Here is a 13,532-nt window from a genome sequence, read left to right as displayed (position 1 = left end):
TTAACCCGACATCAGGAAAATGCGGCTTCCAACGCAATTTCCACCATGTCGCCAAAGCTGCGTTCCCGCTGATCGGACGGCAAGGCTTCGCCGGTGCGCAGATGGTCAGACACCGTCAGCACTGCCAGAGCCCGGCAGCCATGCCGGGCCGCAAGCGTGTAAAGCTCTGCGGCTTCCATTTCCACGCCTAGAATGCCATGACGCACCATCTGTTCATTCAGATCGGGGCGCTCGTCATAGAACACATCTGACGAGTAGATGCCGCCGATATGCGTTGCAGCATCACGTTTCGCCGCAGCTTGCGCCGCCGCCTGCAGCAGGTCCCAATCAGCGCAGGGGGCAAAGTTCAGCTCCCGGAAGATGCCGCTGGAGGGGCTGTTCAGAGTGCTGGCAGTCATCGCCAGAATCACGTCGCGGACCTTGACCCTGTCCTGCATGCCACCGCAGGAGCCGATGCGGATCAGCGTCTTGGCGCCGAAATCGCGGATCAGCTCATTGACGTAGATCGACAGCGAGGGCATCCCCATGCCGCTGCCTTGAATGGTCACCGGATGCCCGTTCCAGCTGCCGGTGTAGCCCAGCATCCCGCGCACTTCGTTAACCAGTTTGGCGTCTTTCAAAAATGTCTCAGCAGCCCATTTCGCCCGGTAGGGGTCGCCAGGCATCAAAACAGTTTCCGCAATATCGCCTTTTGCGGCACCAATATGAATGGTCATGGTTTTGCTCCGCCGTCAGGTTCAGATTTCCAGGTCGGAAATATCCATACCTGCGGTCAGCGCAGCATGCACCCAATGCGGTTTGCGGCCGCGGCCGGTCCAGGTTTCGTCATGGTTGCTGGGGTTGCGGTATTTGGGGCCGCTTTGTTTTTCTTTACGCCCTGGCGCGAAGTACCGGCGATTTCGTCCAGGGAGAAGCCGTATTTCGCAGCCGCTTCTTCAGCCGCTTTCAAAGCTTCCTGGCGTTCGCGCAGTTCTGCTGTGCGCAGCGCTTCTTCCACATCGCTTTGCAGCTGAAGAAGTTCTTTTCTGGTCATTGCCGAAAGATCGAGGGTCATTCTGCACTCCACATTAAATGACATACCGGAAGCCCCGGTATGTCATTCCTTATGGCGCAAATGCCAGACGCGTTTCAGCATCTTTTTGGAAATTCGCGGAAAATTGCCTAAGAAAGATCAATTTGCTGCAATTTCCGGTGGCCTTGCCAAGTTCACAATGTCGCTCATAATTGAATTGAGCTCAAAGTCTTTGGGGGTGTAAACGCGAGCCACGCCCATGGTTTTCAACCTTGCCGCGTCGTCATCGGGGATGATCCCGCCGACAATCACCGGGATGTGGCCAAGACCGGCCTCTTGCATCCGGCTCATCATTTCCTCGACCAGCGGCAGGTGGCTGCCGGACAGGATCGACAGGCCAACCACATGGGCGTCGTCTTTTTGCGCGGCTTCTACCAGCTCTGCCGGGGTCATGCGGATGCCGTCATAGGTGATGTCCATGCCGCAATCGCGGGCACGGAAGGCGATTTGCTCGGCGCCGTTGGAATGGCCGTCCAGCCCCGGCTTGCCAACCACGAATTTAATCCGGCGGCCCAGGACGTCGCTGACCGCATTCACCGCATCGCGCAGGTCGTCCAGTCCTTCGGTCTTATTGGAAACGGACGCCGACACGCCGGTCGGACCGCGGTAGGTGCCGTGGACCTTGCGCATCTCCTCGGCCCATTCGCCGGTGGTGACGCCAGCCTTGGCAGCGGCGATGGACGGTTCCATGATATTGGCGCCGCTTTTCGCCGCAGCCCGCAGGGCGGCTAGTGCAGCTTCGACCGCCGCAGTATCGCGTTCAGCGCGCCAGGCGTTCAGGCGGTTGATCTGCTCCTGCTCGACTGCCGGGTCCACAACCATGATGCCGCCGTCTTCGGTCTGCAGCGGCGAAGGCTCGCCCTCGGTCCATTTGTTGACGCCGACCACAACGGTCTCGTTCTTTTCAATCCGGTTCAGACGCTCGGCGTTGGAGTCGACCAGGCGGCCCTTCATATACTCGATCGAGGCGACGGCGCCGCCCATCGATTCCAGGTTGGCCAGTTCGGCCCGGGCGCCGTCCTTCAGCTCTTCGACCTTGGCATCCACCGCCGGGTTGCCATCGAACAAGTCGCCATACTCCAGCAGATCGGTCTCATAGGCCAGAATTTGCTGCATCCGCATCGACCACTGCTGGTCCCAGGGGCGGGGCAGGCCAAGTGCTTCGTTCCAGGCGGGCAGCTGCACCGCGCGGGCGCGGGCTTTTTTCGACAGGGTCACCGCCAGCATCTCGATCAGGATGCGGTAGACGTTGTTTTCCGGCTGCTGTTCGGTCAGGCCCAGCGAGTTGACCTGCACGCCGTAACGGAAGCGGCGGAATTTCGGATCGCCCACGCCGTAGCGGTCGCGGCAGATCTCATCCCACAGATCGACAAAGGCGCGCATCTTGCACATCTCGGTGACAAAGCGGATGCCCGCATTCACAAAGAAGGAGATCCGCCCGACCATCGCCGGGAAGTCTTCCGGCGCGATGCGCGGCTTCAGCTCGTCCAGAACCGCCTGGGCGGTGGCCAGTGCAAAGGCCAGCTCCTGCTCCGGCGTGGCACCGGCCTCCTGCAGGTGGTAGGAACACACGTTCATCGGGTTCCACTTGGGCACGTTGGTATAGCAGTACTCGGCCACATCCGCGATCATCTTGAGGCTGGGTTTGGGCGGGCAGACATAGGTGCCGCGGCTCAGATATTCCTTGATCAGATCGTTCTGCACCGTGCCCTGCAGTTTGGCGACATCCGCGCCCTGTTCCTCGGCCACCGCGATGTAAAGCGACAGCAGCCAGGGCGCCGTCGCATTGATGGTCATCGAGGTATTCATCTGCTCTAGCGGGATTTGATCGAACAGCGCCCGCATGTCGCCCAGATGGCCGACCGGCACGCCGACCTTGCCCACTTCGCCGCGCGCCAGCACGTGGTCGCTGTCATACCCGGTCTGGGTCGGCAGGTCGAAGGCCACCGATAGGCCGGTCTGTCCCTTGGCCAGGTTGGCGCGGTACAACGCGTTGGACGCCGATGCCGTGGAGTGGCCGGCATAGGTGCGGATCAGCCAGGGGCGGTCTTTTTGCATCTGCGGCATGTCGGGCCTCGCGAGTCAGTGTGGCGGTAATTTTATTTCGTCACGCAGATGTAAACTGCAATTTTCGACCCATGTCAATTCGCTGCGTTGCGGCATTGCCCTTAGCAGTATCAATTTCTTCAGTTTCTCCAAAAGGTAGATTGCGGCAAAGCCGCCTCCCGCATAGGGTCCGCGGTATTTACATCTAATTTTCATTGAGGGCTTTATGGCTGAAACCAGCAGGCTGACCGAGTTTGACGGGTTGCGCGCCATTGCCTTGCTGTCCGTCGTTCTGTTCCACTACTTTCAGCGTTTTCCAGAATTCTACCCCTATGGGGACAGCCTTCTGCCCGTGGCGGGTTACGGCTACCTTGGTGTTCACCTGTTCTTTGTCATTTCCGGTTTTGTCATTTCGGTCTCGCTCAGGTCTGGAAGCGGCTTGCACGTGTTTCTGTTCAAGCGCCTGCTGCGGCTGTGGCCGCCTCTGGCGGTCTGCGCGGTCATCACTTTTATGGCCATGCACCTCATCGACAGCGCATTCAGCAACTCTGTGCAGACCGGCTTCAGCGGCTTTGCGGCATCGCTAAGCTTTATCCCCCAGCCTTCTGGCGGTTCAATTTCGGCTTCGACGGCTACATTGACGGGGTGTACTGGACATTGACCTGTGAAGTGCTGTTTTACCTCTGGGCGGCGGTTTTGTTTGCAGTCTTCGGGCTCCGCCGGTTTGCCGAAGGTGCAGCCCTGGTGCTTTTGGCCGGGCAATCTGTCTTGTTAGCGGCGGACTTCATTTTTCCAGACCTTGTGCCTTTGCAACTGAACATGCTGCTGCTCGTGGGCTATGCGCATTTGTTTGCGGCCGGTGTCCTTTTTGCCCAGGTATACAGCCATGGCGCCTGCACCCGTACGCTTGCGCTGCTGGGGGCAAGTTTTGCGGTGGCGCTGGGCATGGCGCAGGACACGGGAGAGGCTGCAATACTGACGCTGATCTACCTGATTGTTGCCGCCTGCGCCTGGCGCCTGCCTGCGGCGCGGCTGCTGGGATGGCGGCCTTTGTCCTGGATCGGGCTGGTCAGTTATTCGGTTTATCTGCTGCACAACAATATCGGTATCACGCTGTTGTCCCTGTTACCCCCAGGCCTGCCCGGCGCGGTGTATCTTGCCAGCGCTGCGGGGGTGCTGGGCGGGATAGTGCTGCTGTCCTGGGGTGTCTTCACCTGGGTCGAGAAGCCCTCGCAATCTCTTGCCAGACGATTGGGCGCGTGGTTCCAGGAGCCCAGACCGGCGGATGTGCCGGACGGCCTGCAACGGGAGTAATGCGCGGCAGCATTGCGGCAGGACCGGTGCGCGTCCTCAATTTCCCTTGTAACACCCTGCGGCCTGCGCAACTGTCCCGATATGACGCAAACTGTGGAAATTCCGCTGTGGTTATTCATGCTGATCGTGGGCTTCGCCGCGGTGACTTTTGCCTCGCATTTTCTGTTTCCTTCGGTGCGCTGGTTTTTCCGGCGGCGTCTGGAGCGTGCCGTGGCGCGGCTGAACAAGCGGCTGGAGCGCCCGATTGAGCCGTTCAAGCTGGCCCGGCGCCACGACATGATTCAGCGGCTGATCCACGATCCGCAGGTCGCGCAGGCAGCGGCGGATCACGCGGCGGCAGAAGGCATTCCCGAAAACGTGGCGTTTGAACAGGTGCGCCGCTATGCCCGCGAGATCGTGCCCGGGTTTTCCGCTTTTGCCTATTTCGGCCTCGCCATCCGCGCGGCGCGGCTGTTGTCCAATACGGTCTACAGGGTGCGGCTGGGCCATCAGGACGAGGCGGCGCTGCGCGCCATCGACCCGAATGCAACGGTGGTCTTTGTGATGAACCACCGTTCGAACATGGACTATGTGCTGGTCACTTATCTGGCGGCGGATCGCACGGCGCTGTCTTATGCGGTGGGGGAATGGGCGCGGGTCTGGCCGCTGTCACGTCTGATCCGGGCGATGGGCGCCTATTTTATCCGCCGCCGTTCGCGCAATGATCTCTACCGCAAAGTGCTGGCCTCCTATGTGCGGCTGGCAACCCGCGGCGGATCCACCCAGGCGATGTTTCCCGAAGGGGGCCTAAGCCTGGACGGTGCCATTGCTGCACCCAAGCTGGGCCTGCTGAAGTATATTGTCGAAGGTTATGACCCGGAGGGGCGCGATGTGGTCTTTGTGCCGGTGGCGTTGAATTACGACCGGGTGCTGGAAGACAGGATCCTGACCTCTGCTGCCAAGGATGGCGACCGCAGGTTCCGGGCCCGCATCGGCCTGGTGGCGCTGCGGCTGCTGCGGCTGTTGTGGCTGTGGATGACCGGGCGTTACCACCGTTCGGGCTATGCCGGCGTGAACTTTGGCCGCCCCCTCAGCCTGGCCGCGTTTGGTGCCGGGCGGGACGGGGACATGACCAAGCCGCTGGGGCGTGAATTGATGGCACGGATCAGCGCCATTGTCCCGGTTCTGCCGGTGCCGCTGATTGCCGCCATCCTGCAGCAGCACGGTCCCCTCAGCCGTGCCGCGGTTGAGCATCAGCTGGCGGATCTGATTGCGGCGATGCCGCTGGCCCATGTCCACATGCCGCGGGAAAACCTGGCCTATGCCGCGGACGCAGGGCTGAGGCAGCTGGCGCGGCGCGGTCTTATCACCGAGAACAACGGGCGGTTCAGCCCGGTCGCGGCGCGGCGCGATCTGCTGGCCTTCTATGCCAATTCGATCCGCCACCTGTTGCCTCGAAACGGTCCGAACGCGGATGGCGGCGACGGTTTTTCTGCACCTGCCAAGGACAATGCTGCATCTGCAGGGTCATAAAATTACCCATACTTGCCAAAAGAGGTTGCAATATTACCTTCTCAATCCTATCCCTCAGGTAACCGCTGCGATTCTGCACCGCGGCAATTGACAGGATGCAAAGGAGGCCATCATGGCATTGGATACCCAGACTGACGTCATGTCGTACGAGGCGCCCGAGAAAGATCTCTATGAGATGGGCGAAATGCCCCCGATGGGATATGTGCCCAAAAAGATGTACGCATGGGCGATCCGCAAGGAACGCCACGGCGAGCCGAACACTGCGATGGAGCAGGAAGTGGTCGACGTGCCCGAGCTGGACAGCAACGAAGTGCTGGTTCTGGTGATGGCGGCGGGCGTCAACTACAATGGCGTCTGGGCCTCCCTCGGCACGCCGATCTCACCCTTTGACGGCCACAAGGCGCCTTATCACATTGCCGGTTCCGATGCTGCCGGCATCGTCTGGGCGGTCGGCTCCAAAGTCACCCGCTGGAAAGTCGGCGACGAGGTGGTGATCCACTGCAACCAGGACGACGGCGACGACGAGGAATGCAACGGCGGCGATCCGATGTTCTCGACCAGCCAGCGGATCTGGGGCTATGAGACCCCGGACGGTTCGTTCGCTCAGTTCACCAATGTGCAGGCCCAGCAGCTGATGCCGCGCCCCAAGCACCTGACCTGGGAAGAAAGCGCCTGCTACACGCTGACGCTCGCCACCGCTTACCGGATGCTGTTCGGCCACGAGCCGCATGACCTGAAGCCGGGCCAGAACGTGCTGGTCTGGGGCGCTTCGGGCGGCCTGGGGTCCTATGCGATCCAGCTGATCAACACGGCCGGCGCCAACGCCATCGGCGTGATCTCGGATGAAAGCAAGCGCGACTTTGTCATGGGGCTGGGCGCCAAGGGCGTTCTGAACCGCAAGGACTTCAATTGCTGGGGGCAAATGCCCACAGTGAACACCCCCGAATACGCTGCCTGGTTCAAGGAAGCGCGTAAATTCGGCAAAGCGATCTGGGACATCACCGGCAAAGGCGTAAACGTCGACATGGTGTTCGAACATCCCGGTGAGAGCACTTTTCCAGTCTCGACTTTCGTCTGTAAAAAGGGCGGCATGGTTGTGATCTGCGCGGGCACCACCGGCTATAACCTGACCTTTGACGTGCGCTACATGTGGATGCATCAGAAACGTTTGCAGGGTTCGCATTTTGCCCATCTCAAGCAGGCCGCGTCTGCAAACAAACTGATGGTCGAGCGCCGCCTGGATCCCTGCATGTCCGAAGTCTTTACCTGGAACGATCTGCCGGAGGCGCATATGAAGATGCTGCGCAACGAGCACCTGCCCGGCAACATGTCGGTTCTGGTTCAGGCGCCAAAGACCGGCCTGCGCACCCTTCAGGATGTGCTCGACGCCAAAGGCTGATTTGCCGGCGCGTTCAGGATGGACTGAAATCTCCCCGCGAATCACATATGTGCTTCGCGGGTTTTTTTGTAATTTTATCCGTTTCAGGAAGTTAACCGCTGCGCCCTCCCTATTTCTGGGGAGGCGCGGTTCGCAGGCCGCGAAATTATGTTGTTGGTGTTGCGCTCCCGGCGCAATACCCGCGCAATCGGATGCCTGGCAGCAGTAAACTGCCCAAACCCTTGAGGTTGTCATTGACCGCACAAAGCCCCGCACTGCAAAAGAACAACAGTTGTCTGCAACGAACCCAGAGACAGCCTTGCTGGTTGTGAATAGCCGGATCGGGCAGGCTCTGGACTGAACTGGTATACGGCAATGGCACATAAGGCAGAGTTGGACCGCATTCTGGAGGCGCTTGACGCCACCAAGACCCTTGACGGGCTGCAATTGATTATTGACCAGGTGCGCGGTGTGTTCGGGGTTGATCATGCCATGTATCACTGGGTCGACAGCGCCGGCGACCACTACCATTTCGGCACCTATCCGCAGGCTTGGGTCGAGCGCTACCAGGAAATGGCCTATGTGCGGGTCGATCCGGTGGTGGCCGGCTGCTATCAGCGGTTCCACCCGGTTGACTGGAAGCGGCTGGACTGGTCGCCGAAACCGGCTCGCGAGTTCCTGAAAGACGCGCTGGAGCATGGGGTCGGCAACCAGGGCTACTCAATTCCGATCCGCGGGCCGAACGGGCAATTTGCGGTGTTTACCGTCAGCCATAATTGCGACGACGAGACCTGGGAAAAGCTCACGGAACGCTGCAGCCGCGATATGATCCTGATGGCACATTATTTCAACCGGAAGGCGCTTGAGTTTGAGCCCAGCCGCAGCCCGGAGCAGGCTCAGCCGCTGTCACCGCGTGAAGTGGACGCCCTGACATTGCTGGCCATCGGCTACAGCCGTGCACAGGTGGCAAAAACCCTGTCAATCTCTGAGCACACGCTGCGTGTCTATATTGAAAGTGCCCGGTTCAAGCTTGGTGCAATCAATACGACGCACGCCATTGCCCGGGCCATGACACTCGGTTTTATTGTAGTTTAACGTCAGAGTGTGACGGTCTTTGTAAATACACTCTGAAATTGCATTTCGCAGGCGTAATCTGTCCCCACTGATCTACCAGAAGGGGACTAATCAATGCTTCGCTATATCTACGGCCATGATCTTCACAACCATGCAGACCTTGCACACTCGATGTTCCGCGACCGTGCGGATCAATTCCAGGCCCGGCTGGGCTGGGAGGTGCAGGTGGACCGCAAGGGGGAGGAGCGCGACCAGTACGACCAGCTGGATCCGCTCTATGTGGTCTGGGAAATGCCGGATGGCAGCCATGGCGGCTCGATGCGGTTTCTTCCGACCACTGGGCCGGTGATGGTCAATGACGTCTTTCTTGACCTGGCCGGCGGGGTGCCGATCTGCAGCCCGCTGATCTGGGAATGCACCCGCTTCTGCCTGTCACGCGACGCGGGCGTCAATGTGGCGGGGGCGCTGACCCTGGGCGGGGTCGAGATCATGCGCAATTTTTCCGTCGCGCATTTCGCCGGGGTCTTTGACCGGCGCATGGTGCGGATCTACCGCAGCCTCGGCTTCAGCCCGGACATCATCGGCACCCAGGGCGAAGGCCGTGAACGGATCTGCCTCGGCCTGTGGGAATACACGCCTGAGGTCTATCTGAAAGTCGCCTCCAAGGCCGGGATTGCCCCTGATCTGTCGCAGCTCTGGTTCGATCGGTCCTTTGGCAGTGCCAGTGCAGCAGCACCCATGGCTCTCACCGGCTGATTGAGTCGAAATCCGGGGCCGGATCCTCTGGCGGACCCGGTCCCGCGGCTGTAGGGTCGCGCAATGACAGCTCTGCCCGTACAGTTCTCCGACGACCAGGCCACCGCTTTTGACAGCGTGACCGAACTCCTGCGCAAGGCAGGGGTGGATCTTGATGACGGGTTGCTGCACCCGCCCCGCGGCGACGCCGGGGTGATGGCAGTGATCGGCAAGGCTGGATCGGGCAAGACGCTGCTGCTGGCCGAGCTGTACAAGGCGCTGGAGCAGGCCGGGGTCGAGGTCGTCTCCGGCGACTATGAAAGCCGCAAGAAGAGCGACGACCGCCGCACCCTGGCGATCCTGGCGCCAACCAACAAGGCCGCCAGCGTGCTGCGCCTGCGCGGCGTGCCCGCGACCACCATTCACCGCATTCTTTACACACCGGTCTATGACCCGGAATACGAACGCATCGCCGAATGGCTGGCGGGGCAGGGGGACAAGCCCGAGATTGAAGGGCTGACCGAGGAAGCCCTGGCCCGCGCGGCTGCGTTCTTTGAGAAAAACAAATCGATCCCCGGCGCCCTGGCCGCCGCGGGCCTGCGCGGCTCGGACTTCATCACCGGCTGGAAACGGCGCGAGGAGCCGCTGGACATCGGCTTTGTCGACGAAGCCTCGATGCTGGACGACCGCCAGTTCGAAGACCTGAAGGAGATTTTCCCCAATCTGGTGCTGTTTGGCGACCCGGCGCAGCTGGCCCCGGTCAATCAGTCAGGCTCAATGGTGTTTGATACCCTGCCGGAGCCGCAGCGCCTGATCCTGAACCGCATCCACCGGCAAGAGGCTGGCAATCCGATCCTGGATCTTGCCCACGCATTGGCCGACCCGGAGCTGCGGTTCGAGGATTTTGAGCGGATGATCGAAGACACCGCCCGGCGCGATGACCGTGTGGTTTGGGGTCAGCGGGTCGAGGTTGACCTGATGGCGCGCTCACCGGTGCTGGTCTGGCGCAACAATACAAGAATCCGGCTGATCAATGCCTTCCGGAATGTCCACGGCGCACCTGAGGATGCGCTGATCGCCGGAGAGCCATTGATTTGCGACGGTATCGAACTGCCGATGAAACACCGCAAGAAACGCTTGGACCTGGAGGCCCGCGGGCTGATCAAGGGCGCCCAGGTGATCTTTCTCGGCGCCGGCCGTAAACCCGGATTCTCCCGCTTGCATGTGATGGGGGCCGAGGATCCGCAGGTCTCTGCGGCCTCTATCGTGAAAATCGAAAAACCGGACGAGGAAGAGCCGTTCATCCCCTACGCCGCCCGCATGGGCGCCACTTTCCTGCATGGTGCGGCGGTGACCATCCACAAGGCGCAAGGCTCGCAATGGGACACCACTCAGGTGTTTGCCCCGGATATCTATGCCGCCGCCCGCATGGGCCGGGTCGAAGCAGGCCAGCCGCTGTGGAAGCGCCTCGCCTATGTGGCGATCACCCGGGCGCAGGAGCGGCTGATCTGGGTGGTGCGCAACCGATTGGCCAAACCGTCGGGCCCTTTGCAGGTGGATGACCTGAAGGCGGTGCCAGCCGCCGCGCTGACGCTGGAGACGCAGGAGAGTACCCCGGCATGAGCAAATCCATCCTGATCACCGGCGCCAGCTCAGGCATCGGCCGTGCCGTCGCAGAACTGTTCCTGACGGGAGGCTGGCAGGTTGGCCTGCTGGCGCGCCGCGCGGACAAGCTGCAGCAGGTGGCACAGGGCCGCACGGGCGCCCATGTGCTGCCAGCGGATGTGACCGACCCGGCGGCTGTGGATCATGCGGTGAACAGCTTTGCCATGGCGGCGGGGCGGCTGGACGTTCTGTTCAACAACGCTGGCATCTTCACCCCGCCCGGCACCATTGATGAAATCCCGTTGGAAGACTGGTTTGCCTCCGTCAATGTGAACCTCACAGGTATGTACCTGACCGCCCGAGCGTGTTTCCGCCAGATGCGGCAGCAATCGCCGCAGGGCGGGCGGATCATCAACAACGGCTCAATCGCCGCCCATGTCCCGCGGCCCCATTCGGCGCCTTATGCGGCCACCAAGGCAGCGATCACCGGCCTCACCAAAAGCCTGTCACTGGACGGCCGCCCCTTTGATATCGCCTGCGGCCAGATCGATATCGGCAACACCAGGACCCCGATGGTCGAAGACCTGAGCCAGCGTCACGCCGTCGCCAACCCTGGTGCCGAACCGATGCATACATTTGCGGTGGAGGATGCAGCAAACTCAGTGCTGCATATGGCAAGTTTGCCGCTGGAGGCGAATGTTCAGTTCATGACGGTGATGGCGGCCAAAATGCCCTATATCGGACGCGGCTGATGTCTCCCGCCCGTCACCGGCGCATTAGATATGCGCCGCTCCCGTTGGGCATGGCGCAGCGCGCCTCCGGCGGGAGTGCTTCCGCAAAGAAGGACCAGGGGGCTTCTTTCTGGTCAAAATACCCCGGGGTGAATTGGCCGTACGGCCAAGAGGGGCAGGCCCCTCTTACCGGTTCCGAAGCAGGCTGAAGGCCGCGGAGGCGCCCCAGCCGGAGGCGATCGCAATGGCCAATGCCATCAGGCCATAAAGAAACGGCTGCTCGCGGGACATCGAAAACAGGAACCGTTCCAGCCCCACTTTGCGCACATCGATTGTGGTCTCGTAACTGGACACAACCTCGCCGCCGCGGGTCAGAAAGATGCGGGTCTGGTAATCGCCCTCAGTCAGGTCCGCCGGCATTTCGATGGCGGTGCGGAACAGGGTCTGCTCATCCACTGCGACAGTATTTTCCCGCAGCGAGTAGAGCCCGTTGTCCTCGCGGATGCGCACCACCGCGTCAGCAAAGGACTGGGCGCCGCGGATGTGCATTGCCGCACCGACCGATCGGATGGCCCGTTCGATGGATACCCGGAAACGCAGATCTTCGGTATCCGTCAGCACCTGGGCAAACGGTGCGCTGGTGGCTACCGCATAGAAAGCCGGGGCCGAGTCGACCAGCACGCTGTCCACATTGACCCAGATGCCCAGTTTCTTTTCCTTGCGGCGCACCATGACTGCCGGGGCAGGGCCGGACACTGTGACGATCACTTCCAGCGGATCCTCCGACGGGATCGGGCTTTCGCGTTTCACCGCGCCAAAGATCAGAATCTCCGAACCATCGAAAGTGGCGGTGATTGCCACCCGGTCCTGGCTGAGGCCCAAAACAACTTCTTCCTTGGCGGCCTGGGCCGCTGACTGCGGCAGCAGTGCCAGGGCGGCAGCTGTGAGGGCGTACATAAACAGCTTGCGCATGATCAATGGCCTCCCGCAGCGCCGAGGGAGTACAGCTCAGCCGGTTGCAGCAGCAGCTCAAGCCCCAGCTTGACGCAGACGATGATCACCATCAGCGCCAGCAGGATGCGCAGCTGTTCGGCCTTGAGGTAGACACCGATGCGGGTGCCGATCTGGGCGCCGATCACGCCGCCGACCAGCAGCAGCACTGCCAGAACGATGTCCACCGTATAGTTGGTGGTGGCATGCAGCATGGTGGTGAAAGCGGTGACCGTGATGATCTGGAACAGCGAGGTGCCGACAACCACTTTGGTCGGCATGCCGAGGATGTAGATCATCGCAGGCACCATGATGAAACCGCCGCCGACCCCCATGATCGCGGCCAGAATGCCGACGCAGATGCCGACCAGCACCGGCGGGATCACCGAGATATAGAGACCCGAGGTGCGGAACCGCATCTTGAATGGCAGCGCATGAACCCAGCTGCGCTGGCGCCGTGCTGCAGGGGCCGCGCCGCCCGCTTTCTTGGATTTGCGGATGGCATTCAGGCTTTCGATGAACATCAACGCGCCGACCACACCCAGGAAGACGACATAGCAAAGCTTGACCAGCAGATCGACTTGGCCAAGCGCCTTGAGGTAGTTGAACACCACCACCCCAAGCGCCGCGCCCATCAGGCCGCCGGCCTGCAGCACAAGTCCCATCTTGATATCGACGGTGCGCCTTCGGAAATGCGCCAGCACCCCGGAAAAGGACGAGGCGACAATCTGGTTCGCTTCCGTGGCCACCGCCACGGCTGGCGGGATGCCGATGAAAAACAACAGCGGCGTCATCAGAAAGCCGCCGCCGACTCCGAACATGCCCGAGAGAACCCCGACCACTCCCCCGAGGCCCAGGAGAAGGAAGGCATTGACCGAGACCTCAGCTATGGGAAGGTATATCTGCATGGTCCTTGTTAAACCGCAGTTCGTTCAGAAATCAATGATCTATGCCGCTCTGCAGCGTGCAGGACTGATTTGACGCATCAAACTGGACTTATCGCTGGGTTTGCGGAACGGGGACAGGCGGGACACTCCCGCGCCCGCAGGAGATGGCTGCGCCAATCCCCTTGGCG

12 protein-coding genes and 1 pseudogene are annotated in these 13,532 nt (G+C 61.1%); 8 read left to right on the top strand and 5 right to left on the bottom strand.

All coding sequences use genetic code 11. From position 1 onward, the window contains the following. Window positions 1-11: 11 nt before the first annotated feature. The 3 genes and pseudogenes from deoD to ETW23_RS15965 all read right to left on the bottom strand — a co-directional run bounded on the left by deoD (window position 12) and on the right by ETW23_RS15965 (window position 3,139). On the bottom strand, window positions 12-716 hold the full coding sequence (gene deoD, locus ETW23_RS15975) for a purine-nucleoside phosphorylase (protein ID WP_134830594.1): 705 nt from the start codon (window positions 714-716) through the stop codon (window positions 12-14). A 21-nt stretch (window positions 717-737) separates the two neighbouring features. Further along, window positions 738-1,078, bottom strand: a pseudogene (locus ETW23_RS15970) (H-NS family nucleoid-associated regulatory protein). Window positions 1,079-1,171: 93 nt separating this feature from the next. Next, window positions 1,172-3,139, bottom strand: coding sequence for a protein meaA (locus tag ETW23_RS15965; RefSeq protein ID WP_129369902.1), 1,968 nt, complete (start codon window positions 3,137-3,139; stop codon window positions 1,172-1,174). Between the two features lie 205 nt (window positions 3,140-3,344). On the opposite strand from ETW23_RS15965, the gene ETW23_RS26125 reads away from it, so the two are divergent. The 8 genes from ETW23_RS26125 (at window position 3,345) to ETW23_RS15930 (ending at window position 11,488) form a co-directional block, all read left to right on the top strand. Next, window positions 3,345-3,779, top strand: coding sequence for an acyltransferase (locus ETW23_RS26125; protein WP_254695052.1), 435 nt, complete (start codon window positions 3,345-3,347; stop codon window positions 3,777-3,779). Then, window positions 3,764-4,432, top strand: a complete 669-nt coding sequence (locus ETW23_RS26120) for an acyltransferase family protein (RefSeq protein ID WP_368075851.1) — start codon at window positions 3,764-3,766, stop codon at window positions 4,430-4,432. Before ETW23_RS26125 ends, ETW23_RS26120 begins: the two co-directional genes overlap by 16 nt. 81 nt (window positions 4,433-4,513) lie before the next feature. Further along, window positions 4,514-5,944, top strand: a complete 1,431-nt coding sequence (locus ETW23_RS15955) for a 1-acyl-sn-glycerol-3-phosphate acyltransferase (protein WP_134830593.1) — start codon at window positions 4,514-4,516, stop codon at window positions 5,942-5,944. A 112-nt stretch (window positions 5,945-6,056) separates the two neighbouring features. Next, window positions 6,057-7,343 carry a crotonyl-CoA carboxylase/reductase gene (gene ccrA, locus ETW23_RS15950; RefSeq protein WP_129369904.1) on the top strand — a complete coding sequence of 429 codons (1,287 nt, stop codon included), beginning with the start codon at window positions 6,057-6,059 and terminating at the stop codon, window positions 7,341-7,343. A 354-nt stretch (window positions 7,344-7,697) separates the two neighbouring features. Beyond that, window positions 7,698-8,417 (top strand): LuxR family transcriptional regulator, encoded by a 720-nt coding sequence (locus ETW23_RS15945; protein ID WP_129369905.1) that lies wholly within the window; start codon window positions 7,698-7,700, stop codon window positions 8,415-8,417. 93 nt (window positions 8,418-8,510) lie between these two features. Then, the gene (locus tag ETW23_RS15940; protein ID WP_134830592.1) at window positions 8,511-9,152 is read left to right on the top strand and encodes an acyl-homoserine-lactone synthase; all 642 of its coding nucleotides are present in this window, start codon (window positions 8,511-8,513) and stop codon (window positions 9,150-9,152) included. Between the two features lie 63 nt (window positions 9,153-9,215). After that, the gene (locus tag ETW23_RS15935) at window positions 9,216-10,754 is read left to right on the top strand and encodes an ATP-dependent RecD-like DNA helicase (RefSeq protein ID WP_134830591.1); all 1,539 of its coding nucleotides are present in this window, start codon (window positions 9,216-9,218) and stop codon (window positions 10,752-10,754) included. After that, window positions 10,751-11,488 (top strand): SDR family oxidoreductase, encoded by a 738-nt coding sequence (locus tag ETW23_RS15930; RefSeq protein WP_134830590.1) that lies wholly within the window; start codon window positions 10,751-10,753, stop codon window positions 11,486-11,488. Before ETW23_RS15935 ends, ETW23_RS15930 begins: the two co-directional genes overlap by 4 nt. 165 nt (window positions 11,489-11,653) lie before the next feature. On the opposite strand, the gene ETW23_RS15925 is transcribed toward ETW23_RS15930, so the two are convergent. Both ETW23_RS15925 and ETW23_RS15920 read right to left on the bottom strand, forming a co-directional pair. After that, the gene (locus tag ETW23_RS15925) at window positions 11,654-12,439 is read right to left on the bottom strand and encodes a TIGR02186 family protein (protein WP_134830589.1); all 786 of its coding nucleotides are present in this window, start codon (window positions 12,437-12,439) and stop codon (window positions 11,654-11,656) included. Window positions 12,440-12,441: 2 nt separating this feature from the next. Then, the gene (locus ETW23_RS15920) at window positions 12,442-13,365 is read right to left on the bottom strand and encodes a sulfite exporter TauE/SafE family protein (protein ID WP_134830588.1); all 924 of its coding nucleotides are present in this window, start codon (window positions 13,363-13,365) and stop codon (window positions 12,442-12,444) included. Window positions 13,366-13,532 lie beyond the last annotated feature (167 nt).

Origin of the sequence: Leisingera sp. NJS201 (assembly GCF_004535885.1) — a bacterium.
Lineage (GTDB): Bacteria > Pseudomonadota > Alphaproteobacteria > Rhodobacterales > Rhodobacteraceae > Leisingera.
Note: the sequence above shows the minus strand (reverse complement) of the source record. Positions and strands in the feature narration are given on the sequence as shown.